A 24,143-nucleotide genomic window follows, 5' to 3' on the forward strand; every position below is an offset into this window, starting at 1 on the left:
AAGAACAGTCCTTCGACAAGCTCAGGACGAACGGATTTTTTTGGTCCAGTCGAGCATGATCTACGACATTCGCCACATAACCCGCTTCGACTACGGCGCCTCGGTCAAGTTCGCGCGATGCAATTTGCGGCTGAAGCCGATCCACTGGTCGGGTCAGGAACTGCGCGATTATCGCCTGTCGATCAGCCCTTCCGGCCGCACCGCGCCGGCGCGGGCCGAGGCCGGCCTCGCCAACGTCATGCGCCTGGTGGTCGATGAGCCGGTGCGCCATCTCGTCATCGAGAGCGTGTCGCGCATCGCGATCGACCGGCCCGTCCCGATGCCGTCGGACAGCGACCTCACCCTTGCCGAGATCGCGATTGCAGCGCGGGCGAGCCGCGACGCCTCGCCCGCCGGCCCCGCCAATTATCTCTTCCCTTCACCGCTGATTCCGCTCGACCGCGACATCGCCGACTGGTGCGCGCAGGATCTTCAGCCGGACCGGCCTTCGCTCGACGCGGCGATCGCGCTGGCGCGGCGAATCCAGGACGAGTTCGCCTTCGACCCCGAGGCGACGCTGGTCGACACGGTGCCGCACGAGGCCTTCAAGAAGCGCGGCGGCGTCTGCCAGGATTTCGCGCAGATCATGATCACCGGCCTGCGTGCCGCCGGCCTGCCCGCCGCCTATGCATCGGGCTATATCCGCACCATTCCGCCGCCCGGCCAGCCGCGGCTGGTGGGCGCTGATGCGACTCACGCCTGGGTGCTGTTGTGGTGCGGGCCCGATCTCGGCTGGGTCGGAGTCGATCCGACCAACGGCATCTGGATGGCCGGCGACCATATCATCATGGCGATCGGCCGCGACTATGGGGAGATCGCACCGATCGATGGTGTCGTGCTCGGCTCCGGCGCACAGAAGATGAACGTATCGGTCGATGTCGCGCCGGTGCTCGAGGCAGTCGTCTGAAGGTCGGGGTTTGCGCTTCTGACACCGATCCCCCAAATAGGCGCCAGAATAGAAACAGAGGGCAAAAGTGGCCGATCCATATGCAACGCTAGGCGTGCCGCGCACAGCCAGCGAGGCCGACATCAAGAAGGCGTATCGGAAGCTCGCAAAGGAGCTGCATCCCGATCGCAACAAGGACAACAAGCAGGCGACCGAGCGTTTCAGCCAGGTCACCAATGCCTATGATTTGCTGACCGACAAGGACAAGCGCGCCCGGTTCGACCGAGGCGAGATCGACGGTGACGGCAACCCCGCATCGCCTTTCGGCTTCGGTGGTGGCGGACAGGGCGGATTTCGTCCGGCGCCGGGTAGTGGCGGATCGCCGTTCGAGGCAGATGGGCCCGATATCAGCGATATCTTCGAAGGCATGTTCGGCGGCGGCAGGAACGGTGGCGGATTCGCCAGCGGCTTTGGCGGTTTCGGGCGTCGGCCTCAGCCCAAGGGCGCGAACGTCGCCTACAAGCTCAACGTATCCTTCACCGATGCGGTGACGCTCAGCGCGCAGCGGATCACGCTCGCTGACGGCAAGACGATCGACCTCAAGCTGCCGCCCGGTCTCGAAAACGGCTTCCAGATGCGCCTCGCGGGCAAGGGCCAGCCCGGCCCAGGTGGTCCGGGTGACGGCATGGTCACGATCAACATCCAGCTCCATCGATTCTTCACGCGTGATGGCGATGACGTGCGGCTCGACCTGCCGATCACCCTGTCGGAGGCAGTACTCGGCGCGTCGGTGCGCGTGCCGACGGCCGAGGGTGCGGTGATGCTGACCGTCCCGGCGGGCTCGACCTCGGGCAAGGTGCTTCGCCTGCGTGGACGCGGCTTCCACAAAAAGGCCGGCGGGCGCGGCGATCAGCTTGTCACGCTGATGGTCGACCTTCCGGCGGACGACGAGGCACTGGCCGAATTCGTCCAGGGATGGAAGGATCGGGACAAGAGCAACCCACGCGCGGCTATGGGCGTTTAACTGCCCCATGCAGGAAGTTTCGCCCCAATCCCCGGAAGAACGTCGCAAGAGGCAGGGTGAGGGGCAGACGAAGCTCAGCCGGCGCATGGCCTTCATGCGGCCGGGGAGCTATGCCCGCGAAGTGCTCAAGCGCGTCTTTGTGGGCGTTTATTCCGACGGCTTCGTCCATGCCGGCAACCTGGCCTATCTCTCGCTCGTCACGCTCTTCCCCTTCTTCATCGTCGCAGCGGCGGTCGCGCGGTTGTTCGGGCAGACGGGCGAGGGGCTCCACGCGGTCGAGGCGTTCCTGCGCACCGTACCGCCCAGCGTGGCCGCCGTGTTGCAGACGCCAATCACCGACGTGCTCACCGCGCGTTCGGGGTCGCTGCTGTGGTTCGGCGCAATCGTCGGGCTGTGGACCACGGCGAGCTTCATCGAGACGATCCGCGACATCATGCGCCGCGCTTATGGCGTGAAATCCATCCGACCATTCTGGCAATACAGGCTCTGGTCGATCGGGCTGATCCTGACCGCCATGATCCTGATCCTGGTCGCCTTTGCGTTCCAGATCATGTTGCTTGCGGCCGAACAGTTCATCCTGCGCGTCCTGCCTTTCGCGGCCGATGCGGCGACGATCGTGTCAATCAGCCGCCTCGCGCCCGGACTTGCGCTGTTCGCGGCGCTCTACATGGTGTTCTACTCGCTCACGCCGCGCAAATATCGCGAGAGCAAATGCCCGAAATGGCCCGGCGCGCTGTTCACGGCCGCCTGGTGGCTGCTGGTCACCGCGCTGCTGCCGGTCGTGCTCGGCTTGCTCGGCAGCTACGATCTTACCTATGGCAGCCTGGCGGGCGTGATGATCGCCCTCATCTTCTTCTTCTTCGTCGGGCTCGGCCTGGTCGTAGGCGCCGAATTGAATGCGGCACTGGCGGAATCGGATGATGACGGGGTAGAGGACCTTGGCGGCAGCAACAAACAGGAGGCGGCAGCGGCGTGACGGGATTGATGCAGGGCAAGCGCGGATTGATCATGGGCCTGGCCAATGATCGGTCGCTCGCCTGGGGAATCGCCAAGAAGCTCAATGAAGCAGGGGCGGAACTCGCCTTCTCTTATCAGGGTGAAGCGCTCGAGAAGCGCGTAAGGCCGCTTGCCGAGCAGCTCGGTTCGACGCGGCTGATCGATTGCGATGTCTCCGACATGGCGGCGCTCGACAATGCATTCGACGAGCTGGCGAAGGAATGGCCGACGATCGATTTCGTTGTCCATGCGATCGGCTTTTCGGACAAGAACGAGTTGCGCGGCCGCTTCATGGATACGACGCTCGACAATTTCCTGACGACCATGAACATCTCGGTCTACAGCTTCGTCGCGGTGGCGCAGCGCGCAGCAGCGATGATGCCTGAGGGCGGCTCGCTGCTGACGCTCAGCTATTATGGCGCGGAGAAGGTGATTCCGCATTATAACGTCATGGGCGTGGCCAAGGCTGCACTCGAGACGAGCGTGCAATATCTCGCGGTCGATCTCGGCCGCGACAATATCCGCGTCAACGCGATCTCGGCCGGCCCGATCAAGACGCTCGCCGCCTCTGGCATCGGCGATTTCCGCCTGATCCTGAAGTGGAACGAGCTGAACTCGCCGCTCAAGCGCAACGTGACGATCGAGGATGTCGGCGGTGCGGGCCTGTACCTGCTCAGCGATCTTGCCAGCGGCGTGACCGGCGAGGTTCACCATGTCGATGCGGGTTATCACGCGATCGGCATGAAGGCAGAAGACGCGCCGGATATCGCTTTGGTGTGAATGGTCTCCCTCTCCCGGCGGGAGAGGGAAGGGGCCCGCCGCGTAGCGGTGGGAAGGGTGAGGGCGACCGGTCCATGGTCGAGCATGCCGGGTCGAGCGGGTCACCCTCACCCTCCCATGCTTCGCATGGGCCCCTCCCTCTCCCGCCGGGAGAGGGTTTGGAATGAGTCTCAACAGTTTCGGTCACGTCTTCCGTTTCACGACCTGGGGCGAATCCCACGGCCCTGCGATCGGCGCGGTGGTCGATGGGTGCCCGCCGGGGCTCGCCATCTCGGAAGCGGATATCCAGCCCTTTCTCGACAAGCGCCGTCCCGGTACGTCGCGTTTCACCACGCAGCGACAGGAGCCGGACCAGGTCCGTATCCTTTCCGGCGTGTTCGAAGGGAGGACGACCGGCACCCCGATCAGCCTGATGATCGAGAATGTCGACCAGCGCTCCAAGGACTATTCGGAGGTCGCACAGGCCTATCGCCCCGGCCATGCCGACTACGCCTATGACGCCAAATACGGGTTTCGCGACTATCGCGGTGGCGGGCGTTCCTCTGCGCGGGAGACCGCGTCGCGGGTTGCTGCGGGTGCGGTCGCCCGGCTGGTGATTCCCGAGGTGCGTATCCGCGCCTGGGTAGAAGCGATCGGTGGCGACCGGATTGATCCTGCCAATTTCGATCCCGACCAGATCGATACGAACCCATTCTTCTGCCCTGATGCCGAAGCTGCGATCCGCTGGGAGGCGCTGGTCGATGGCGCGCGCAAGGCAGGCTCCTCGCTCGGCGCGGTGATCGCTTGCGAGGCGACCGGCGTGCCCGCTGGCTGGGGGGCACCGCTTTACGCCAAGCTCGACGCCGAACTCGCCTCGGCGTGCATGAGTATCAATGCGGTGAAGGGCGTCGAGATCGGCGACGGTTTCGACGCGGCATCGTTGCGCGGCGAGGAGAACGCCGATGCGATGCGCCCCGGCTTGGACGGACCGGAATTCCTTGCCAATCACGCCGGCGGCATTGCCGGGGGTATCGCGACCGGCCAGCCGGTGCGGCTCCGCGTCGCGTTCAAGCCGACCAGTTCGATCCTGACCCCGGTCGAGACGATCACCCGCACCGGCGAGGCGACCGAGATCATGACCAAGGGCCGTCACGACCCCTGTGTCGGCATCCGCGGTGCGCCGGTGGTCGAGGCGATGGTCGCCCTCGTCCTGGCCGACCAGAAGCTGCTCCACCGCGCTCAGACCGGACGCTGATCGAGGCGCCACGAAAAAAGGGGCCCGGATCGTCCGGGCCCCTTTTTGATCAATCAGCGAAGGGATCGCGGACCAGGATGGTGTCCTCGCGCTCGGGGCTGGTGGACACCAGCGCCACCGGGCAGCGGATCAGCTCCTCGATGCGGCGGATATATTTGATCGCCTGCGCCGGCAGATCGGCCCAGCTCCGCGCACCGGCGGTGGATTCCTGCCAGCCCGGCATCGTCTCATAGACGGGCTCGACCGCTGCCTGATCGGCGGCGTGCGACGGGAAATAGTCGAGCGTTTCGCCGCGCAGCGTGTAGCCGACGCAGATCTTCACTTCATCGAAGCCGTCGAGCACGTCGATCTTGGTGAGCGCGATGCCGGTGATGCCGCCGACTGCCGCAGACTGGCGCACCAGCACCGAATCGAACCAGCCGCAGCGGCGCTTGCGCCCAGTGACGGTGCCGAATTCATGGCCACGCTCGCCCAGCCGTTCGCCGGTCGCATCTTCGAGCTCGGTCGGGAAGGGGCCGGATCCGACGCGCGTCGTATAGGCCTTGGCGATGCCGAGCACGAAGCCGACCGCGCTTGGGCCGAGGCCGGAGCCGCCTGCGGCCGTACCGGAGATGGTGTTGGACGAGGTGACGAACGGATAGGTGCCGTGATCGACGTCGAGCAGCACGCCCTGCGCGCCTTCGAACAGGATACGACGGCCGCGTGCGCGTGCCTCGTTCAGGTCGCGCCATGCTGGTTTGGCGAAGGACAGCACGAAATCAGCGATCGCGCGCAATTCCTCGACCAGGGCGGCGCGGTCGATCGGCGGTTCGCCGAAGCCGGCACGCAGCGCGTCGTGATGCGCGGTCAAGCGGTCGAGCTGCGAATCGAGCGCGTCGAGATGGGCGAGGTCGCATACCCGGATCGCACGGCGGCCGACCTTGTCCTCATAGGCAGGGCCGATGCCGCGCCGGGTGGTGCCGATCTTGCCGGCGCCGCTGGCATCCTCGCGCAGCGAATCGAGATCGCGGTGGAAGGGCAGGATCAACGCGCAATTGTCGGCGATCATCAGGGTCTCGGGGGTGATGGTCACGCCCTGGCCGGCCAGCTTCTCGACCTCGGCCTTGAGCGCCCAGGGATCGAGCACCACGCCATTGCCGATCACCGAGGGCGTGCCGCGCACGATGCCCGAGGGCAGCAGCGACAGCTTGTAGACCTTCTCGCCGACGACCAGCGTATGGCCGGCATTGTGGCCGCCCTGGAATCGCACGACCATATCGGCACGCTCGGCGAGCCAGTCGACGATCTTGCCTTTGCCCTCATCGCCCCATTGGGCGCCGATCACTGCAACGTTTGCCAAATCTCTTCCTTATCTTCCGTTGTCCTGAGCATGGCCGAGCGGACTCGATGCTCGGCGGCTCCTGGGGACGAACGGGTGTGGGTGTTAGAGCGGCCGCGCCGTCCCCTCCACCAAAATATGCGTGCAGAGCTGTGCCTCGGGCGTATCACCCGCTTCGAGCGCGGCGACCGTGACCCAGCCGTCGGCGCGCATCGCGGCCGGGATGGCGGGGTCGGTGCCCAGAGGCACGAACAGGCGCCGGCGGTCGACGTCGGCCAGCCCGGCCGCGACGATCGCATCGGCATAGAGCGAGAAGCCGGTCGCGGCTTCCTCGCTGCCGTCTTCATGGACGATGGTGTAGCTGCCGCCCCGGCCGATCTCGCCGCGCACGCCGTCGGCGAAGATCGAGAAGCCGAGCCATGTCTGATATTCGAAGCCGTGCCGTTCGGTCGGGTCGAGCGTCAGTGCGGTGCGCCCCTTCAGGCCCGAGGCGATCTGCCACAGGCCGTCGAGCCGCGAACGCAGCGCCCCGCCGACATCGAAGGCGCAGAGCCGGTCATGCGCCGCGTCGAACGGACCCGCAGCTTCTATCAGCGGAAGATAGGCGGGCGCGATCTCTGCGACGCCGCCGGCATCCTTGGCGTCGAGCCGGTCGCAAAGCTGCTCGATCAGCCAGGGTTCGACCGGCAGCGCGCCGTCCGCGAGGATCGAGACGAGATCGGGCAGGGTGAAATCGATCGAGATGCCACGGACCCCGGCCGCTTCCAGCGCTTCGACCGCCACGCCGACGATTTCTTTGGCAGCGACGACGGTGTCGAGGCCGATCAGCTCGCAGCCGATCTGGCGCAGCTCGCGCTCAGGGCTGAGCTGCGAGGCACGCAGCTTCAGCACCGGGCCGGCATAGGACAGGCGTACCGGACGGGGGTGATGCCCCATGCGTGTCGCGGCGATCCGGCCGATCTGTGCGGTCATGTCGGGCCGGATGGCGAGGGTCGACTGCGATACGGGATCGACGAAGCGCACCGCGTCCTGCGTGCGTGCCGCCTTCAGCCGCCCGGCCAAGCCGGCCTCGAACTCCGCGAGCGCCGGATCGGCCCGCTCATAACCATGTTTGTACGCCGCCCCCAGCACTGCCGCTTCGAGGCGTGCGGCCGCGTCACCGAACGGCGGCAGCCGGTCGCGGAAACCTTCGGGGAGCAGGGCGTGGGTCATAGGCGGAAGAATTGGGTCCAAAACGCTCGTTCGAGCCGAGCCTGTCGAAGCCCTGTAGCTCTTCCTGCGGGAAAGAGAACGCTCTTCGACAGGCCCGATGCGAACGAGGTTTAGAAGCTGAGCCCCATCACGGTCTTCACGCCGGCCAGCGCGCGGACCTTGGCGATCAGTTCGGGCGTCACCTGCTCGTCGACCGAGAGCAGCAGCACCGCCTCACCACCGGCCGAACGGCGGCCGAGATGGAAGGTGCCGATGTTAACGCCCTCTTCGCCGAGCAGCGAGCCGAGACGGCCGATGAAGCCGGGCGCGTCCTCGTTGACGACATAGAGCATGTGCCCGACCAGATCGGCCTCGACCTTGATGCCGAAGAGCTCGACCAGGCGAGGCGCGGCGTCGCCGAACAGCGTGCCCGCGACCGACCGGTCGCCGGCATCGGTCTTCACCGTCACGCGGACCAGCGTGTGGTAATCGCCTTCGCGGTCATGCCGCACTTCGCGAACATCGATGCCGCGTTCCTTGGCAAGGAACGGCGCGTTGACCATGTTCACCGTGTCCGAATGCACCCGCATCAAACCGGCGAGCACCGCGCTGGTGATTGGCTTCTGGTTGAGCGATGCAGCTGCGCCCTCGACCTCGATGTTGATGCCGGACAGGGCACCATGGGCGAGCTGACCGATCAGGCTGCCGAGCTTCTCGGCCAGCGCCATGTACGGCTTGAGCTTCGGGGCTTCCTCGGCCGACAGGCTTGGCAGGTTCAGCGCGTTGGTGACGCCGCCCGACACGAGATAGTCGGCCATCTGCTCGGCGACCTGGATCGCGACATTGACCTGCGCTTCCGAGGTGGATGCGCCGAGATGCGGCGTGGACACGAAGTTGGGCGTGCCGAACAGCGGCGACGTCTTGGCCGGCTCCTCGACGAACACGTCGAGCGCAGCACCCGCGATATGACCCGAATCGAGCCCGGCCTTCAGCGCCACCTCGTCGATCAGCCCGCCGCGTGCGCAATTGACGATGCGCACGCCCTTCTTGGTCTTGGCCAGGTTTTCGGCCGAGAGGATGTTGCGGGTCTGGTCGGTCAGCGGCGTGTGAAGCGTGATGAAGTCGGCGCGAGCGAGCAGATCCTCGAGCGTGACCTTCTCGACACCGGTCTCGATCGCGCGCTCGGGCGTGAGGAAGGGATCATAGGCGATCACCTTCATCTTCAGGCCGCGGGCACGGTCGGCGACGATCGACCCGATATTGCCGGCACCGATCAGGCCGAGCGTCTTGCTGGTCAGCTCGACGCCCATGAAGCGGTTCTTTTCCCACTTGCCGGCCTGGGTCGAGGCATCGGCCTCGGGCAGCTGGCGGGCGAGGGCGAACATCAGCGCGATGGCATGCTCGGCGGTGGTGATCGAGTTGCCGAACGGGGTGTTCATGACGACCACGCCCTGGGCGGAGGCAGCCGGGATATCGACATTGTCGACGCCGATGCCGGCGCGGCCGACGACCTTCAGGTTGGTGGCGTGCGCCAGGATATCCTTGGTTACCTTGGTCGAGCTGCGGATGGCGAGGCCGTCATACTGGCCGATGATCGCCTTCAGCTCGTCGGGGGTCTTGCCGGTGATCTCGTCGACCTCGACGCCGCGCTCGCGGAAGATCTGGGCGGCCTTGGGATCCATTTTGTCGGAAATAAGGACTTTGGGCATGGTGATTTCCTTCGTCACCCCGGCGCAGGCCGGGGTCGCTGGGTTATGGAGGTGCGCTCCGACAGGGAGCAGCCCCGGCCTTCGCCGGGGCGACGCAATCATGCCGTGACGGTGACCGAGGCGTAGGCCCAGTCGAGCCATGGGCCGAGCGCCTCGATATCAGCGGTGTCGACGGTCGCGCCGCACCAGATCCGGAGGCCCGCCGGGGCATCGCGGTAACCCGCGATGTCATAAGCGGCATGCTCTGCCTCGAGCAGGCCGGCGAGCTTCTTGATCAGCGCCTCGTCGGCACCCTCGACCGTCAGGCACACGCTGGTCTTCGACCGTGAGGCCTCGTCGAGTGCGAGGTGGCCGAGCCACGGGCGATCAGCGACGATCTTGTCGAGCGCCGCGGCATTGGCGTCCGAACGGGCGATCAGGCCCTTCAGCCCGCCCAGATCCTTCGCCCATTCGAGGGCGAAGATTGCGTCCTCGACGGCGAGCATCGACGGGGTGTTGATCGTCTCGCCCTTGAACACGCCTTCGGTCAGCTTGCCCTTGGAGACGAGGCGGAACACCTTCGGCAACGGCCATTTCGGCGTGTAGCTTTCAAGCCGCTCGACCGCGCGCGGACCGAGGATCAGGACGCCGTGGCCGCCTTCGCCGCCCAGCACTTTCTGCCAGGAGAAGGTGGCGACATCGATCTTGTCCCACGGAATGTCATAGGCGAACACCGCGCTGGTCGCGTCGGCGAAGCTCAGGCCCTCGCGGTCGTCGGGGATCCAGTCGCCGTTCGGTACGCGCACGCCCGACGTGGTGCCGTTCCAGGTGAACAGCACGTCGTTCGACCAGTCGACTGTGGTGAGGTCGGGAAGCTGACCATAATCGGCACGCAGGATCGTCGGATCGAGGCCGAGCTGCTTGACGGCATCGGTGACCCAGCCCTCGCCAAAGCTCTCCCAGGCAAGCGCGGTGACCGGCTTTGCGCCCAGCATGATCCACATCGCCATTTCGAATGCGCCGGTATCCGACCCGGGGACGATGCCGATGCGGTGTGTATCGGGCAGCTGGAGCATCTCGCGCATCAGGTCGATCGCGTATTGCAGGCGCGTCTTGCCGAGCTTCGAGCGGTGCGACCGGCCGAGCACTTGAGTCTGGAGCTTTTCGGGGGTCCAGCCCGGCGGCTTGGCGCAGGGACCGGAAGAGAAATAGGGACGCGTCGGCTTCGTCGCCGGAGGCGCAGTCAAGTCAGTCATGTAGTCTCTCCTTACAGAGAGCACGCGCGGCGTTGGGACCGCGTGGCCCGTCGCCGCCCCTAACGATATGTGCCGGGAAGTCAACGCGCATATCGCTGGACGGATGTCGGGGCGTCGGGCAGTTTGTCGCAAACGGGGGAGCAAAAATGCAGGATTCAGGCCGCGATCCGGTGGCGCTTGGCAAGAGCGCCATTGTCGCTCTCTTCGTCTGGCTGGCGTGCGACATCCTATTTGGATTGGCCAGCGGATTTGAGCTCATTCAGCTGGCGGCGCTCGATCCATCGGCCGAAATGACGATGTCGGTCTCACCACCGGAGATGGCACTGAGCGACATGATCGTCGGGCTTGGCGGAATCGCCCAAACACTGGCTTTCATCGTCGCCGGCTTCCTGATCCTGCGATGGATCCATCGGGTCAATCGCAACGCCCATGTACTTACTGACTGGATGACGATGTCGCCCGGCTGGAATGTCGGTTTTTTCTTCATTCCGATTGCGACCCTTTGGAAGCCGTTCGAAGGCGTCCGCCAAAGCTGGCAGGCGAGCTTCTCTCCCGAAGACCCGGAAAGCGTGCCGGTGCCGGATCTGCTACGTTGGTGGTGGGGGCTTTGGATCGCCACCACGATCCTCAGCAACATCTCCTTTCGGCTATCGATGAGAGTCGAAACCGTGTCGGGCCAGTTGCCAGTCGACATACTCAACCTCCTTTCTCCGGTGATCGACATTCCGCTGGCGATCTGCCTGGCCAAGATGATCCGCAGGCTGTCGGCCACCCAATCCGTCGTCCTGCACCGTGCCGTGTTTGCGTGATTGCAAATGCAGGTCGGCATTCTGGACGAACGCGCTGGCGCACCATGGCATTGCCACGAACGGCTCACGCTATACGTCCGGCGCAAAGATTCTGGGGTGGTGCATGATGCATTCGATAGGCCGCTGGCTCCCGGGTCGGCTGGTACGGACTGCCGCAGTGGCGATGGTGACGCTCCTGCTCGCCGGGTGCGGCCGCGGCGACGATCGCCCACCGCCGCCTCGGCCGGTTGGTTCCCGGCCGGTCACGCTCAACCTGCCGACCTCTCGGGAAACCCAGGCCTGCTTTGCCGATCTGTCGCGGGAACAGGTGCGCTTCAGCCCGCTGCCAGACCGCGACTATGGCGGCGGGTGCTCGGTGATCGGGTCGGTCCAGCTGATCGACATCGGCGTGCCGGTGACCAATCTGAAGGGCATGCGCTGCGGTCTGGCCCGGACCTTTACCGCCTGGACTCGCCACGCGGTCGCGCCTGCCGCCCGGCAGATCCTCGGCAGCGATCTGGTGCGGGTCGAAAGCTTCGGTTCCTATGCCTGCCGGAACGTGATCGGATCGGCCGCCAATGCCAGCCGGCTGTCGGGCCATGCCATTGCCAACGCGGTCGATATCTCGGCCTTCGTGCTTCAGGACGGGCGGCGAATCACCGTACTGAACGGCTGGCGGTCGAGTGATCCGGCCGTCCGCGAGTTCCTGCAGGTGATCCACGCATCGGCCTGCAAGCGCTTCGGCACCGTGCTGAGTCCTGACTATAATGCGGCACATGCCAACCACTTGCACATGGAAGACGATCACGCGCGATTCTGCCGCTGAGCTTCATCTCGGGGCGTTTTTCCGCTAGGACCTGATCAAATGACAGAGACACATGTACCGTCGCGGGTCTTTCCGCGCGCTCGCCAGGATGCCGAAACCGCCAATGCCGGGATCAGCACCCCCCAGACCGAAAATCCGGCCTATCGCCTCGCCTTCCAGGATATGGATTTCCTGCTGCGGGAGGATCTTCGCCCGGTCCGTTTCCAGCTCGAACTGCTCAAGCCCGAGCTGATCCTGGCCGAGGCGAACATCGCCTCCACCTTCGTGATGTATGGGTCGGCGCGAATCCCCGAGCCGGCCAAGGCCCAGGCGCTGCTCGAACTCGCCGAGGGCGAGGAGGCGATCCGCATCGCCAAGAGCCTGGTCGCCAAGTCGAAATATTACGACGTCGCCTATCAGCTCGCGCAGCTCGCCAGCGCCTGCGAGCGGGACGAAGCCGGCAAGCGCCACTTCGTGGTGTGCTCCGGCGGTGGCCCTTCGATCATGGAGGCGGCGAATCGCGGCGCGGCCGAGGCAGGGTGCGAATCGATCGGGCTGAACATCGTGCTGCCGCACGAGCAGGCGCCGAATCCCTATGTCACGCCGTCGCTCAGCATGCAGTTCCACTATTTTGCGCTGCGCAAGATGCACTTCCTGCTGCACGCCCGCGCGCTGGCCGCCTTCCCTGGCGGATTCGGTACGTTCGACGAGCTGTTCGAGCTGCTGACCCTGATCCAGACCGGCAAGATCAAACCGATCCCGGTGCTGCTGTTCGGGCGCGAATTCTGGAACCGGGTCGTCAATTTCGAGGCGCTGGTCGAGGAAGGCGTCATCTCGGCGCGCGACCTTAATATCTTCACCTTCGTCGAAACGGCGGAAGAAGCCTGGAAGGTCGTGCAGGACTTTTACCGCGAACCCGACGGCAAGGCGGAATAACTCAGCCGACGGGTACATAAAAAAGGCCGCGCCCCCGGCACGGCCTTTTTCATATCGGCGTCCCGGCTTTCACCGGGGCCGGATTACTTCTTCTTTTCGGCCTGTACCGCTGCGGCCGGATCGATCGACGGCGCGCCCGGTGCCAAAGTGGCGCCTTCGGATGCATTGGCTGCCGGAGCGGAAGCGTTGGCGTCCGCACCTTCGGCCGCGGCAGGCGCCGCACCAGCGGCGGGCGCTGCCGGCAGAGGCAGGTTCGAACCCTGCTGGTTGAGATAGGCGATGACGTTCGCGCGGTCCTGCGGGTTGCCCAGGCCGGCAAAGGTCATCTTCGTGCCCGAGGCGAAGGCGCGCGGGCTGGTCAGCCACGTGTTCATCGCCTCGAAGTCCCATTTGCCCCCCTTGGCCTTCAGTGCGTCGGAGAAGGCGAAGCCGCCCTTGCCCTCGGCAATGCCTTCGCCGAGCGTAGCGTAGAGATTCGGGCCGACGCCGTTCGGGCCGCCCTGGTTGATCGTGTGGCAGGCGGCGCACTTCTTGAACACCTCGGCGCCCTTGGCGGGATCGGCCGTCGCCATCAGAGTCGCGATCGGAACGGCAGCCTCTCCGCCGCCCGCGCCCTCTTCCGCAACGCCCTCGATCGGGTAGCCCATCTTCTCGAGATGATGGGGCTGAAACAGCACGCCGCCCACGATCGTAAGCCCCAGCGCCACGCCGCATGCGCCGAGCACCCAGCCCGCGATCGTGTTCGTCCGATTATCCATTGCCAAGTTGCCCCTGTCGGAAAGTCGGCTCCCTTTAGATTCGGTGGAGCGTCACCGCAAGCCGCGCTTGTGCAAGAAGAAACGCACCGGTAAGCGCGCCGCTCCATGGACAATTTCGCAGCCCCCGCGCGCCCTATCGTCGCGCGCATGATCGAGGAAGCCTCCGCGCACTCCGACCGCGCGGTCGCTTTTCAGGGCGCCCCCGGCGCCAATTCGCACATCGCGGCCCTTCAGGCGTTTCCGGATTGCCTGCCTTTGCCCTGTTTCGACTTCGCCGATGCGCTCGATGCGGTGCGCGACGGCAAGGCCGATTGCGCGATCATCCCGATCGAGAATTCGCTGCACGGCCGTGTCGCCGACATGCATTTCCTGCTGCCCGAGTCGGGCCTGGTGATCACCGGCGAGCATTTCCTGCCGATTCACTATGCGCTGATGGGATCAGGCCCGATCGAGGGAGTGCGTGAGGCGACGAGCCATCCCCAAGCGCTCGGCCAGTGCCGCCACTGGCTGCGCGAGCGTAACATCGTGCCGGTGGCCTACCCCGATACCGCGGGTGCGGCGGCACTGGTCGCCGAGAAGGGTGATCCCACGCTCGCCGCGCTGGCACCGCCTATGGCGGCGCCGATCTACGGCCTCGACATTCTATGTGACGGCATCGCCGATGCGGATCACAACACCACGCGTTTCCTCGTGCTGGCACGCGCCGGCCATGCGCCGATCGGCGACGGGCCGTTCATGACGACACTGATCTTCGAGGTGAAGAACGTGCCCGCCGCGCTCTACAAGGCGATGGGCGGCTTCGCGACCAACGGCGTCAACATGACCAAGCTGGAAAGCTACCAGCGCGGCGGTACCTTTGCGGCCACCGAATTCTACGCCGATGTCGAGGGACGGCCGGGTGATCCGGGGCTGGACAATGCGCTGGCCGAGCTCGGTTTCCATGCGAAATGGGTGCGGGTGCTCGGCACTTACCGCCAGGCCCGCGCGCGGGGTTAAGCTCAGCCTTCCCGGCGCCGGGGATGAGCTACGAGTTCGCCCACTCGGTGAGCAGCGTGAAGGCGATCGCGTAGGGTGGCGGTGGCAGGAACGACCCTTCTCCCCCGGCCAGGATCGTTCGCACTTCTTCCCGCGACACCCAGATCGCATCTTCCAGCTCATGCCTGTCGATCGTCAGCGCATCGTCCAGCGCGGTGCCGACACAGGCGATCATCAGTGACGAGGGAAAGGGCCAGGGCTGGCTCGCGATGTAGCGGACATCGGTGACGGTCACGCCCGCCTCTTCCTTGATCTCGCGCGCGACCGCTTCCTCGATCGATTCGCCGGGTTCCAGGAAACCGGCCAGGGCGGAATAGCGCCCCGCTGGCCAGGCTGGCTGGCGGCCGAGCAGCGCGCGGCCGTCATGCTCGGCGATCATGATCACCACCGGGTCGACGCGCGGGAAGTGATCGGCGTGGCAATTGGGGCATTTCCGGCCCCAGCCGGCGCGGTAGATCTCAGTCGGGGTGCCGCAATTGGCGCAGAAGCGGTGGCGCGTATGCCAATCGAGCAGGCTGCGCGCGGCGGCATAGGTGGCGGCCTCGCCCGGGGCGATCCGGTCGAGCAGCCCGAACATGCGCATCGGCCGCCCCGATGGGGGCTTCATGCCCGGCGTCAGGGCGGCGAAGCAGGGTTTGCCTTCGTCAAGGCCAAGCAGCAGCAGGTCCGACCCGTCGGGTGCATCGGCCAGATTGGTCCAGACGAGGCGCCCCTCGCCGTCGAGCTCGGGTTCAAAATTGTCGAGCACGAGCAGCCGCGCGCGCCAGTCGCCCAGCGCGGCGGCAAGCGCCCCCGGATCCTGGCGAAGCGGATCGGCCCGGTCGAGCGTGCTGCCGGTAAAGCCTGGTGCGATCATGGGGGGACTCATTTGTAGCGGGTGAGATCGGTCATCAGCGTGGTCACAACGGTCTTGCGCATTCCCCATTGGTCGGCGGGGAAATAATTGACCATCACCGCGCCGCGCGCCTTACGCGCCGGGTCGACCCAAGCGATCGTGCCAGCCGCGCCGCCCCAGCCATAGGTGCCCCTGGCGCCGCCGCCGGGCTTGTCCTCCAGATAGACGGAGCCGCCGGCACCATAGCCCATCCGGGGCATCGGCGTGCCGTCAGGGGTGGGGGTGTAGGTCACGCCCGGGGGCAGCAGGTTCGACATCATCAGCCTGGCCGTTTCCGGCTTCAGCACCCGCACGCCATCGAGCGCGCCGCCATCCTGCAATGCGTGGAGGAACCGGTCGTAATCGCGCGCCGACATCACCAGCCCGGCACCGCCATAGGGAAAGCTCGGTGGCGAGAGCCAGACGGAACTCGCCGCCGGGTCGATCGGGATCCGCAACTTCTCATCGATCTTCGAGACATCGACCGGCCGCCCCTGCGCCAGCTGCACCATCGCCTCGCGCTGGAAGATATAGTTGGTGGCGAACCGCCCGACCTTGCTCTGCGGTACCGTCCAATAGCTCGACGTCATCTTGAGCGGATCGAAGATTCGCTTCTGCACAAAGGTGTCGAAGGGCATGCCGCCTGCCACCTCGATCACCCGGCCCATCACGTCGAGCCCGATCGAATAGCTCCATCGGGTGCCCGGATCGGCGATCAGCGGCGCCTCGGCGACGCGGTTGGCAAAGGCTTCGAGCGTCGCCGGCCTCGTCTTGCGCGCGGCGATCTCCAGCGGTGCGCTGAGCGCGCCGGGGTTGAGGCCCAGCCGGTTATACTCGGCGAGCAGCGGCCCCTTGGTGATGATGGTGTAGCCGAGGCCGGCAGTATGGGTGAGCAGGTTGCGGATCGTGATCGGCCGCGCGGCCGGGCGGCTCTCCAGCGAATCGGGGCTGATCTGCACCCGCATCGCCCTGAAGGCCGGGATGAAATCGCTGACCGGCTGGTCGAGCTTGATCTTGCCTTCCTCGACCAGGATCATTGCCGCCATGGCGGTGATCGGCTTGGTCATCGAATAGACCCGCCACAGGCTGTCGGGGCCGGCGGCCATCGCGGTCGGTTCGTCGGCGATCCGGCCGGCGCTGACGAAAATGGTGGGCCGCTCGCCCACGCCGAAGGCGCCGACGATGCCCGGCATCTTGCCCGTCGAGACATAGGAATCGAACAGCGCCTGGGTGGCGGGAAGAGGAGATTCGGCGGCGGGGGAAGCGAGCTGGGCCTGGGGTGCCGCCTCATAGGCGAGCGCCCCGCCGGCCAGGAGTGCGATCAGCGCGCTTGCAGATGCCAATGCCCGAAATCTCATTCCGCTCTCCTGCTTACGACCGCCTTGGCCGTGATCGCCGCTGCCGCCTTGGCGAAGACGGTCGGCAGCCCCGCCGATTCGATATCGGCTATCGGCCACCATTCGCCCCAATTGTCACCGCTGCTCGAATGCGCCTCGGTCCGCGCGACCGCAAGCGCGAGTTCGAGCCTGAAATGGGTGAAGACATGCGCGACTGTCCCATCCCGCATCGTCCAGTCTGCGGCGATCGGCGGCTCTTCCAGCCCCGGCGGTGCGGCCGTCCAGGGACCGGTCGGCAATGCGCGCATGCCGCCAAGTAACCCCTTGGGCGGGCGGCGCACCAGCAGCACCCGCCCGCCGCGCTCGACCCAGAAGATCGTGCCGTAGCGCTGCGGCTTGGCCGCCTTGGTCTTCTTCTCCGGAAAGCTTTCCGGATCGCCCAAGGCGAAGGCGCGGCACGATTTAGCAAGCGGACAGAGCAGGCAGCTCGGATTGCGCGGCGTGCAGATCGCCGAGCCGAGATCCATCATCGCCTGGGCGAGATCGCCCGACCGGGCGTCCGGTGTGATCGAATCGGCCGCGGTGCGAATCTGGGGCATCGCGCCAGGCAGCGGCTCGACGATCGCGAACAGCCGGGCGACGACTCGCGCGACATTGGCGTCGACCACCACAGCGCGCTCTCCAAAGGCGATCGCGGCGATTGCCGCGGCGGTATAGGCACCGACACCGGGCAGGCCGCGCAACCCTTCCTCAGTGCCGGGGAAAGCTCCACCTGCGGCAACTACGGCGCGCGCGCAGGCGATCAGGTTGCGGGCCCGGGCATAATAACCGAGCCCGGCCCAAGCGGCCATCAGGTCGGCGTCGCTCGCGCTCGCCAGCGACTCGACATCGGGCCAGCGCGCCACGAACTCCTCGAAGCGCGGGCGCACCGTCGCGACAGTCGTCTGCTGCAGCATGATCTCGGACAGCCATACCCGGTACGGGTCGGCGCGCGGGGCACCGGGCGGGCTGCGCCACGGCAGGTCGCGCGCATGGCGGTCATACCAGGCGAGAAGGTTGGCTGCGATTTCGGACGGGGGGAGCTTGGCGGGCACGGCATCGCTATGGCATGGACGTGCTAATGAGCAAGCGCGGCGTCCCGGCTCCCAGGCCCGAACCGAAGGCGGAGAAGCCGCGGGGCGGTCGTGCGCGTGCGGTTTCCGAGCTGCTGCCCGATATCGGCCGCGCGGCCTTCCGCAAATTCGGCTTCGTGCAGAGCGCGATCGTCAGCCGCTGGCCGGAAATTGTGGGGACCCGTTATGCCGGCGTCTCGGCCCCCGAATCGATCAAATTCCCGCAGGGCGAGCGCACCAACGGCACGCTCAACCTGGTCGTGCGCGGCGCACATGCGACGATGATGCAGCATATCGCGCCGGAGATCGTCGAGCGGGTCAATCGCTTCTTCGGCTATGGCGCCATTTCGCGCGTGAGCATTCGTCAGGGTGATGTCGCCGCGCCGCGCCCGCGGCCCGCGCCGCCCTCGCTCAAGCCGATACCGGTCGAGCTTGGGGCGAGCCTGCGCACCATTGCGGATCCTGAGCTGAAGGCAGTGCTCGAGGCGCTGGCGGCCGGTGTCGCCGCGACGCGCGGGGCGCCGGTGGTCGGACAGGCGGAGGAATGACGAACCATATGATGCGCTATCTGCTTGCCCTGGTGGCGCTGTTTGCCGGATTCGGGTCGATCGCCATGGCGGCGGGCCGCGACTGGACTGGTGTCGTCACCAAGTCCGCGAACGGCAGCTTCGTCATCGGCAACCCCAATGCGAAGGTGAAGCTGGTCGAATATGTCAGTTACACCTGCCCGCATTGCGCACACTTCATCGCCGAATCGGGCAGCGTGCTGCGCGGCCAGATGGTCCGTTCGGGTTCGACCAGCGTCGAGCTGCGGAACGCAGTCCGCGACCGGCTGGACCTGACCGCCGCCCTGCTTGCGCGATGCACCGGCTCCAAGGGGTTCTTCGCGACGACCGATGCGATCTTCGCGGCGCAGGACGACTGGATCGAGCGCGGATCGCGATTCGAATCGGTTAATGGCGCGCGGATCGCAGCTTATCCCCAGCCGGCGCAGCTCAAGGCGCTGGCCGACGGATCGGGGCTGAGCGACATCATGACCAAGCGTGGCATGACCGATGCTGCGATCGGCGTGTGCCTCGCCAATGAGGCCGAGCAGGCGGTGGTGGTGAAGAACACCTCGGCCTCCTGGGCGAAGATCCACGGCACGCCGGCGTTCGAGCTGAACGGCAAGACCGTCGACACCACCGAATGGGCCGTGCTGGAGAAGAGCCTCCGCGCGGCCGGCGCCAAGTGATTCACGACGTTTCAACACGGAGACTCCCATGAAATTCCGCATCGCCTATGCCGCCCTGCCGGCCCTGCTCCTCGCCGGTTGTGGATCGGGCGGCTCAGGCACTGACGGCAACGGTACCGCGGCTGCGCCCGCTGCTGCACCGGCCGCGGCTGTCGCCGCGCCGGCCGGCAAGAGCTGGGTCGATACCGTCAGCAAGACGCCCGAGGGCGGCTATCGCATGGGCAACCCCAATGCGGCGGTGAAGCTGATCGAATATGGCTCGCGCACCTGCCCGCACTGTGCTGCCTTCGATGCCGAGGGTTTCCCGGCGCTCAAGGCCGGCCCGATTGCCTCGGGCAAGCTCTCCTATGAATTCCGCGATTTCCCGATCCATGCCGAGGTCGATATCGGCCCGATCCTGCTCGGCCACTGCGTCGAACCAAACCAGTTCTTCCCGATGCTCGAGCAGATGATGATCTCGCAGCCGCAGCTGCTCGGCGATGGCAGCAAGAAGATTCCCGAGGCCGATCAGGCCAAGCTGCAGAACGCACCGCCCGCCGCCGTGGTCGGGTATCTCGCGCAATTCTACGGCTATCTCGATTTCGTGAAGCAGCGCGGCGTTCCCGATGCCAAGGCGCGCGCTTGCCTCGCGGATCCCACGATGCTGGCCGAGATCGCCAAGAACACCGACGCGGCGAACCAGACGTTCAAGATCCAGGGTACGCCCACCTTCATCGTCAATGGCGACGTGATACAGAACGTGGCGGACTGGAAGTCGCTGCAGCCGGCGCTCAAGGCGGCCGGCGCGCTGTAACGGCGCGGCGGGGCGGGGGGCGGCCCGGTGCAGATCACGCGGCTCAGGCTGACGGGCTTCAAGAGCTTCGTCGATCCTGCTGACCTGCGGATCGAGCCCGGGCTGACCGGAATCGTCGGGCCGAATGGCTGCGGCAAATCCAACCTGCTTGAGGCGCTGCGCTGGACCATGGGTGAAACATCCGCCCGGTCGCTGCGCGGCGCCGGGATGGACGATGTCATCTTCGCCGGCACCTCGACCCGGCCCGCCCGCGACTTCGCCGAGGTCTCGATCCTGACCGAGATCACCGGCGACGAGACCGAGGTCGTCCGCCGGATCGAGCGTGGTGCCGGATCGGCCTATCGCATCGACGGGCGGGACGTGCGGGCGAAGGACGTCGCCCTGATGTTCGCCGATGCCGCGACGGGCGCGCATAGTCCGGCTCTGGTGAGCCAGGGCAAGATCAGCGCGGTGATCGCGGCCAAACCGGCCGAGCGTCGCGCGATGCTGGAGGAAGCTGCCGGGATCGCCGGCCTGCATGTCCGCCGCAAGGATGCGGAGCAGAAGCTGCGCGCGACCGAGGCGAACCTGACCCGGCTCGACGAGGTAATCGCCGACCAGGATGCGCGCGCCGCGGCGCTGAAGCGCCAGGCGCGGCAGGCGGAGCGGTACCGGCTGCTCTCGGACCAGATCCGGGTGGCCGAGGCGCGTATGATCTTCTCCCGCTGGCGGGAGGCGTCGACGGCGGCAGATACGGCCAAGGCCGAAGCAGCGGCGGCGGAGACCCGTGTCGCCGAGGCGGCCGAGGCCCAGCGCGCTGCCGCCGCCTATCAGAATGACGCGACCGAGAAGCTGGCGATGGCACGCGCCGCCGCGCAGGCGGCACGCGACAGGGCGAGCGAGGCGGGGCATCAGCTTGCGGCATTGCGCACCGAGCTTGCCGCGACGGAGCGGCGGCTCTCCGATCTGGCCGACAGCCGTGCGCGGCTGACCGAGGACCGGGTGCGCGAAGGATCGCTGGCGAACGATGCGGCCGAGGCGATCGCCCGACTGGCCGACGAAGCGAAGACTCTCGAAGGCAGGATCACCGAGGCCACCGCGCGGTCGCCGCGACTCGACACCGCGCTGGCCGCGGCCGAGCGCGCCGCGCGGGATGCCGAGGTCGCGCTGGCGCAGGCTCTTGCCGCCCAGGCGAGCGAGGCAGCCGATGCACGCGTGGCCGAGGCGGCATTGGCGGCAGCACGAGCCCGTGCCGAGCGCAGCGACCGCGATCTCGCGCGGGTGACGGCCGAAGCTAAAGCGCTGGGCGATACGGCGCCATTGCTCGCCGAGCGGACCAAGGCCGCGGAGACTCGTGCTCAGGCGCTACGCCACGCCGAATCGGCGCGGACCGGTCTTGCCCGCGCCGATGCGAGTGAGCGCGAGGCGATCGGATCGCGCGACCGGGCTCAGTCGGCCCGTGCCGGCGCCCATGCCGAGCTGAGCGCCCTCGACAGCGAGGCGACCGCCCTGACCAAGGCGACGCGGCGCGACGGCAAGGATCGGCTGCTCGACCAGCTTCGTGCCGATCCGGGATATGAACGCGCGCTCGCGGCGGCTCTGGGCGACGATCTCGAAGCCGGGCTCGATTCGAGCGCCGAGCGTTTCTGGGCGGGTGCCGTGCCGGCGCCGGGCGATCCCTCCGGCCCGTCCGGGACGGTCGCGCTGGCCAATCATGTTTCGGCGCCGGCCGCGCTCGCACGACGCATGGCGCAGGTGTTCGTCGCCGACAGCGATTCGAAGCAGCCGCTCGCGGTGGGACAGCGTCTCGTGACGACGGCGGGCCTGCTGCGCCGCTGGGACGGCTATGTCGCGAAGTCGGGCGGGGCCGAGGCGGCGGCTCGGCTCGAGCGGATGAACCGCCTTCGCGCGATCGAGGCGGCGCGTCCGGCGGCGGTGCGCCAGGTCGATGCCTGCGATGCCGAGCTGAACCGGATCGACGACGCGATCGCCGAGGCGCGCCGCGCCGCGGTCGATGCGCGCCGGCTGCTCGAAGGCGCCGAAACCAATGCCCGCGACGCGGCCCGCACCGAGGACCGCGCCGCCGCCGCGATCGAGCGGATCGAGGCACAGCGCGCCGATCTCGACACCCGCAGGCAACGCATCGTCGCCGAGCATGAGGAGGCTCAGGCCGAGGTGGCGCGCGCCGTCAAGGTGAAGGCGGCGCTTCCCGATGGCAGCGCCACGCGGGAACGGGTTTCGGTCCTGTCGTCCGAGGCCGAGGCCAGGCGCACCACCGTCGCCACCGCCCGGGCCGAGCGCACCGCGCTCGACCGTGCGATCAGCCAGGACCGCGAACGGCTCGCCGCCGGGACGGCCGAGAGCAAGGGCTGGAAGAACCGTGCCGGCGAAGCGGCGCGGCGGATCGCCGAGATGGACAAGCGCGAGGCCGATCTGGCGCGCGAATCCGGGCAACTGGCCGGCAAGCCTGTCATGCTTGCAGCCGAGATCGAGACGCTGCAGGCGTCGCATGGCACCGCCCGTGCCGAGGCCGATACCGCGATGGTGGCCGAGCGCGAGGCGGAAGTCGCCCTTCGCCTGACCGAGGAGGCTGCCCGCGCCGCGAGCGAGACGCTGGCAGAAACGCGAGAGGCCCGTGCAGGCGCCAGCGCCCGGGCGGAGAATCAGGAGGCCCGGCGGATCGAGATGAACCGCCTGTCGGGCGAGCGATTCCAATGCCCGTCGGTGCTGCTGCCGGAACGGGTCGGGTTCGAGTCGGACGTCGTCCGCGCACCGCAGGACGAATCCACCGCGCACGACAAATTGTTGGTCGATCGCGAGCGGATCGGCCCGGTCAACCTCGTGGCCGAAACCGAACTCGCCGAGCTGGAAGCGGCGAGCGTCGGCAACGTCGCCGAGCGCGAGGAACTTGGGCTCGCGGTCAACCGGCTGCGCGGGTCCATCGGCACGCTGAACCGCGAAGGGAGGCAACGCCTGCTGGCTGCGTTTGAGGCGGTCGACGGGCATTTCCGCCGGCTTTTCACAACCCTGTTCAACGGCGGCCAGGCGCATCTGGAACTGGTCGATTCGGACGATCCGCTCGAGGCGGGGCTGGAGATCATGGCGCAGCCGCCGGGCAAGAAGCTCCAGTCGCTGACCCTGTTGTCGGGTGGCGAGCAGGCGTTGACCGCGGTCGCGCTGATCTTCGGCCTGTTCCTCACCAACCCGGCGCCGATCTGCGTGCTCGATGAGGTCGATGCGCCGCTCGACGACGCGAATATCGAGCGTTTCTGCGACCTGCTCGATGCGATGACACGCGAGACCGCGACCCGCTACCTGATCGTCACCCACAATGCCGTGACGATGAGCCGCATGCACCGGCTGTTCGGCGTGACGATGATCGAACGCGGGGTGAGCCGGCTGGTCTCGGTCGACTTGGGCGGCGCTGAATCGCTGCTGGCGGCGGCCGAGTAGGGGCCATTCGCTGGCGTCCCGAACCTCGCTTCCCCTCATCCGGACGCCTGCTTGGGGGGAGGAGCCGCGCCGCCTTGTGGGCACCGGATACGGCGATCGGGCTCGCCGGCGCGCTGATCGCCCTGCCGCGCGCACGGGCGCTGGCGCCGCCGGCCGCCCGACGATATCGTTGGGGCATGGCCGAGATCATCAATCTACGCAGCGCCCGCAAGGCGCGCGCCCGTGCCGACAGGGATGCGGCAGCGGCTGCCAATCGCCGACTGTTCGGGCAGACCAGGGACGAGAAGCGGGCGGCGCGCGAGGCACGGGCGCGGGTGGACCGCACACTGGACGGTGCGAAGCGCGAGCCCGACTGAGGCACCCGTGTCGTAACTAGCGCTGAGCGACTATCTGGCGTGTCAACGATTTCAAAGAGCGATGGCGAGTTGTGCGCGTGTTTCGCGTGCCTTTGAATTGAGTCTGACGAGGAGTTTTCTTGCAAGGGCGATGCGGACGACCATTTTTGGTTTTCCCTGTTGGGTGAGTCGTTGATGGAAGTCGTTCAGGGTCGGGTCGAACTTGCGGGCGATATTGGCGACGAGGAAGAGGATGGTGCGGACGGAAGCCCTTCCGCCTCGGACGGGTCGG

At 66.8% G+C, this 24,143-nt stretch carries 22 protein-coding genes and 1 pseudogene; 14 read left to right on the plus strand and 9 right to left on the minus strand.

The genetic code is table 11. The features are described from left to right. The first annotated feature begins 55 nt into the window (after positions 1 to 55). The 5 genes from AC1DT7_RS21860 (at position 56) to aroC (ending at position 4,959) form a co-directional block, all read left to right on the plus strand. Complete coding sequence (locus AC1DT7_RS21860; RefSeq protein WP_478038290.1) at positions 56 to 946, plus strand: transglutaminase family protein; 891 nt, start codon at positions 56 to 58, stop codon at positions 944 to 946. Positions 947 to 1,013: 67 nt separating this feature from the next. Continuing rightward, complete coding sequence (locus tag AC1DT7_RS21865) at positions 1,014 to 1,949, plus strand: DnaJ C-terminal domain-containing protein (protein WP_478038291.1); 936 nt, start codon at positions 1,014 to 1,016, stop codon at positions 1,947 to 1,949. Positions 1,950 to 1,956: 7 nt separating this feature from the next. Continuing rightward, positions 1,957 to 2,925: a YihY/virulence factor BrkB family protein gene (locus tag AC1DT7_RS21870; protein WP_478038292.1), complete on the plus strand. Its 969-nt coding sequence runs from the start codon at positions 1,957 to 1,959 to the stop codon at positions 2,923 to 2,925. Beyond that, the gene (gene fabI, locus AC1DT7_RS21875) at positions 2,922 to 3,725 is read left to right on the plus strand and encodes an enoyl-ACP reductase FabI (RefSeq protein WP_478038293.1); all 804 of its coding nucleotides are present in this window, start codon (positions 2,922 to 2,924) and stop codon (positions 3,723 to 3,725) included. Before AC1DT7_RS21870 ends, fabI begins: the two co-directional genes overlap by 4 nt. 163 nt (positions 3,726 to 3,888) lie before the next feature. Next, the gene (gene aroC / locus AC1DT7_RS21880) at positions 3,889 to 4,959 is read left to right on the plus strand and encodes a chorismate synthase (RefSeq protein ID WP_478038294.1); all 1,071 of its coding nucleotides are present in this window, start codon (positions 3,889 to 3,891) and stop codon (positions 4,957 to 4,959) included. Between the two features lie 49 nt (positions 4,960 to 5,008). On the opposite strand, the gene AC1DT7_RS21885 is transcribed toward aroC, so the two are convergent. The 4 genes from AC1DT7_RS21885 to AC1DT7_RS21900 form a co-directional block, all read right to left on the minus strand. After that, a complete protein-coding gene (locus AC1DT7_RS21885) occupies positions 5,009 to 6,298 on the minus strand; it encodes an adenylosuccinate synthase (RefSeq protein ID WP_478038295.1) in 1,290 nt (429 codons plus the stop codon). 84 nt (positions 6,299 to 6,382) lie between these two features. After that, complete coding sequence (locus AC1DT7_RS21890) at positions 6,383 to 7,489, minus strand: ATP phosphoribosyltransferase regulatory subunit (protein WP_478038296.1); 1,107 nt, start codon at positions 7,487 to 7,489, stop codon at positions 6,383 to 6,385. Between the two features lie 110 nt (positions 7,490 to 7,599). Then, positions 7,600 to 9,177 (minus strand): phosphoglycerate dehydrogenase, encoded by a 1,578-nt coding sequence (serA, locus tag AC1DT7_RS21895; protein WP_478038297.1) that lies wholly within the window; start codon positions 9,175 to 9,177, stop codon positions 7,600 to 7,602. Positions 9,178 to 9,275: 98 nt separating this feature from the next. After that, on the minus strand, positions 9,276 to 10,412 hold the full coding sequence (locus tag AC1DT7_RS21900) for a phosphoserine transaminase (RefSeq protein WP_478038298.1): 1,137 nt from the start codon (positions 10,410 to 10,412) through the stop codon (positions 9,276 to 9,278). Between the two features lie 146 nt (positions 10,413 to 10,558). Between AC1DT7_RS21900 and AC1DT7_RS21905 the strand changes: the two genes are divergently transcribed. The 3 genes from AC1DT7_RS21905 to AC1DT7_RS21915 all read left to right on the plus strand — a co-directional run bounded on the left by AC1DT7_RS21905 (position 10,559) and on the right by AC1DT7_RS21915 (position 12,941). Then, complete coding sequence (locus AC1DT7_RS21905) at positions 10,559 to 11,221, plus strand: DUF4328 domain-containing protein (RefSeq protein WP_478038299.1); 663 nt, start codon at positions 10,559 to 10,561, stop codon at positions 11,219 to 11,221. Positions 11,222 to 11,324: 103 nt separating this feature from the next. After that, entirely contained in the window at positions 11,325 to 12,026 is a 702-nt protein-coding gene (locus AC1DT7_RS21910; protein ID WP_478038300.1) for an extensin family protein, read from the plus strand. A gap of 39 nt (positions 12,027 to 12,065) precedes the next feature. Continuing rightward, entirely contained in the window at positions 12,066 to 12,941 is an 876-nt protein-coding gene (locus AC1DT7_RS21915; protein WP_478038301.1) for an LOG family protein, read from the plus strand. An 83-nt stretch (positions 12,942 to 13,024) separates the two neighbouring features. Here the strand turns inward: AC1DT7_RS21915 and AC1DT7_RS21920 are convergent, their stop codons facing one another. Further along, positions 13,025 to 13,699, minus strand: a complete 675-nt coding sequence (locus AC1DT7_RS21920; RefSeq protein ID WP_478038302.1) for a c-type cytochrome — start codon at positions 13,697 to 13,699, stop codon at positions 13,025 to 13,027. Positions 13,700 to 13,804: 105 nt separating this feature from the next. On the opposite strand from AC1DT7_RS21920, the gene AC1DT7_RS21925 reads away from it, so the two are divergent. Further along, positions 13,805 to 14,695 (plus strand): prephenate dehydratase, encoded by an 891-nt coding sequence (locus AC1DT7_RS21925; RefSeq protein WP_478038303.1) that lies wholly within the window; start codon positions 13,805 to 13,807, stop codon positions 14,693 to 14,695. Positions 14,696 to 14,723: 28 nt separating this feature from the next. Here the strand turns inward: AC1DT7_RS21925 and nudC are convergent, their stop codons facing one another. From nudC to AC1DT7_RS21940, 3 genes are read right to left on the minus strand one after another with little or no spacing between them, the layout of a single operon-like run. Beyond that, positions 14,724 to 15,590, minus strand: a complete 867-nt coding sequence (nudC, locus tag AC1DT7_RS21930) for an NAD(+) diphosphatase (protein WP_478038304.1) — start codon at positions 15,588 to 15,590, stop codon at positions 14,724 to 14,726. Between the two features lie 8 nt (positions 15,591 to 15,598). Further along, the gene (locus AC1DT7_RS21935; RefSeq protein ID WP_478038305.1) at positions 15,599 to 16,966 is read right to left on the minus strand and encodes a serine hydrolase domain-containing protein; all 1,368 of its coding nucleotides are present in this window, start codon (positions 16,964 to 16,966) and stop codon (positions 15,599 to 15,601) included. Continuing rightward, positions 16,963 to 18,039, minus strand: coding sequence for an A/G-specific adenine glycosylase (locus AC1DT7_RS21940; RefSeq protein WP_478038306.1), 1,077 nt, complete (start codon positions 18,037 to 18,039; stop codon positions 16,963 to 16,965). Before AC1DT7_RS21940 ends, AC1DT7_RS21935 begins: the two co-directional genes overlap by 4 nt. Before the next feature lie 14 nt (positions 18,040 to 18,053). On the opposite strand from AC1DT7_RS21940, the gene AC1DT7_RS21945 reads away from it, so the two are divergent. The 5 genes from AC1DT7_RS21945 (at position 18,054) to AC1DT7_RS21965 (ending at position 23,872) form a co-directional block, all read left to right on the plus strand. Further along, positions 18,054 to 18,605, plus strand: coding sequence for a DUF721 domain-containing protein (locus AC1DT7_RS21945; RefSeq protein ID WP_478038307.1), 552 nt, complete (start codon positions 18,054 to 18,056; stop codon positions 18,603 to 18,605). Further along, the gene (locus AC1DT7_RS21950) at positions 18,602 to 19,291 is read left to right on the plus strand and encodes a thioredoxin domain-containing protein (RefSeq protein ID WP_478038308.1); all 690 of its coding nucleotides are present in this window, start codon (positions 18,602 to 18,604) and stop codon (positions 19,289 to 19,291) included. The genes AC1DT7_RS21945 and AC1DT7_RS21950 overlap by 4 nt, the downstream gene beginning before the upstream one ends. A gap of 28 nt (positions 19,292 to 19,319) precedes the next feature. Next, a complete protein-coding gene (locus AC1DT7_RS21955) occupies positions 19,320 to 20,084 on the plus strand; it encodes a thioredoxin domain-containing protein (protein WP_478038309.1) in 765 nt (254 codons plus the stop codon). 27 nt (positions 20,085 to 20,111) lie between these two features. After that, the gene (gene smc, locus AC1DT7_RS21960) at positions 20,112 to 23,516 is read left to right on the plus strand and encodes a chromosome segregation protein SMC (protein ID WP_478038310.1); all 3,405 of its coding nucleotides are present in this window, start codon (positions 20,112 to 20,114) and stop codon (positions 23,514 to 23,516) included. A gap of 74 nt (positions 23,517 to 23,590) precedes the next feature. Continuing rightward, a complete protein-coding gene (locus AC1DT7_RS21965; protein WP_478038311.1) occupies positions 23,591 to 23,872 on the plus strand; it encodes a DUF4169 family protein in 282 nt (93 codons plus the stop codon). Positions 23,873 to 23,923: 51 nt separating this feature from the next. On the opposite strand, the pseudogene AC1DT7_RS21970 reads toward AC1DT7_RS21965, so the two are convergent. Continuing rightward, positions 23,924 to 24,143 (minus strand): annotated as a pseudogene (locus tag AC1DT7_RS21970) (IS110 family transposase); the annotation flags it as partial.

This window comes from Sphingomonas sp. P3_C6 (assembly GCF_056402595.1).

Excerpts from the sequence above, each read along its gene's own strand:
- nudC (WP_478038304.1), bottom strand. The coding sequence starts at position 15,590 with ATGATCGCACCAGGCTTTACCGGCAGCACGCTCGACCGGGCCGATCCG.
- AC1DT7_RS21870 (WP_478038292.1), top strand. The coding sequence starts at position 1,957 with ATGCAGGAAGTTTCGCCCCAATCCCCGGAAGAACGTCGCAAGAGGCAG.
- AC1DT7_RS21900 (WP_478038298.1), bottom strand. The coding sequence starts at position 10,412 with ATGACTGACTTGACTGCGCCTCCGGCGACGAAGCCGACGCGTCCCTAT.
- AC1DT7_RS21890 (WP_478038296.1), bottom strand. The coding sequence starts at position 7,489 with ATGACCCACGCCCTGCTCCCCGAAGGTTTCCGCGACCGGCTGCCGCCG.
- AC1DT7_RS21905 (WP_478038299.1), top strand. The coding sequence starts at position 10,559 with ATGCAGGATTCAGGCCGCGATCCGGTGGCGCTTGGCAAGAGCGCCATT.
- AC1DT7_RS21860 (WP_478038290.1), top strand. The coding sequence starts at position 56 with ATGATCTACGACATTCGCCACATAACCCGCTTCGACTACGGCGCCTCG.
- AC1DT7_RS21935 (WP_478038305.1), bottom strand. The coding sequence starts at position 16,966 with ATGAGATTTCGGGCATTGGCATCTGCAAGCGCGCTGATCGCACTCCTG.
- AC1DT7_RS21925 (WP_478038303.1), top strand. The coding sequence starts at position 13,805 with ATGGACAATTTCGCAGCCCCCGCGCGCCCTATCGTCGCGCGCATGATC.
- aroC (WP_478038294.1), top strand. The coding sequence starts at position 3,889 with ATGAGTCTCAACAGTTTCGGTCACGTCTTCCGTTTCACGACCTGGGGC.
- AC1DT7_RS21920 (WP_478038302.1), bottom strand. The coding sequence starts at position 13,699 with ATGGATAATCGGACGAACACGATCGCGGGCTGGGTGCTCGGCGCATGC.
- AC1DT7_RS21955 (WP_478038309.1), top strand. The coding sequence starts at position 19,320 with ATGAAATTCCGCATCGCCTATGCCGCCCTGCCGGCCCTGCTCCTCGCC.
- serA (WP_478038297.1), bottom strand. The coding sequence starts at position 9,177 with ATGCCCAAAGTCCTTATTTCCGACAAAATGGATCCCAAGGCCGCCCAG.
- AC1DT7_RS21950 (WP_478038308.1), top strand. The coding sequence starts at position 18,602 with ATGACGAACCATATGATGCGCTATCTGCTTGCCCTGGTGGCGCTGTTT.
- AC1DT7_RS21915 (WP_478038301.1), top strand. The coding sequence starts at position 12,066 with ATGACAGAGACACATGTACCGTCGCGGGTCTTTCCGCGCGCTCGCCAG.
- AC1DT7_RS21945 (WP_478038307.1), top strand. The coding sequence starts at position 18,054 with ATGGACGTGCTAATGAGCAAGCGCGGCGTCCCGGCTCCCAGGCCCGAA.
- AC1DT7_RS21910 (WP_478038300.1), top strand. The coding sequence starts at position 11,325 with ATGATGCATTCGATAGGCCGCTGGCTCCCGGGTCGGCTGGTACGGACT.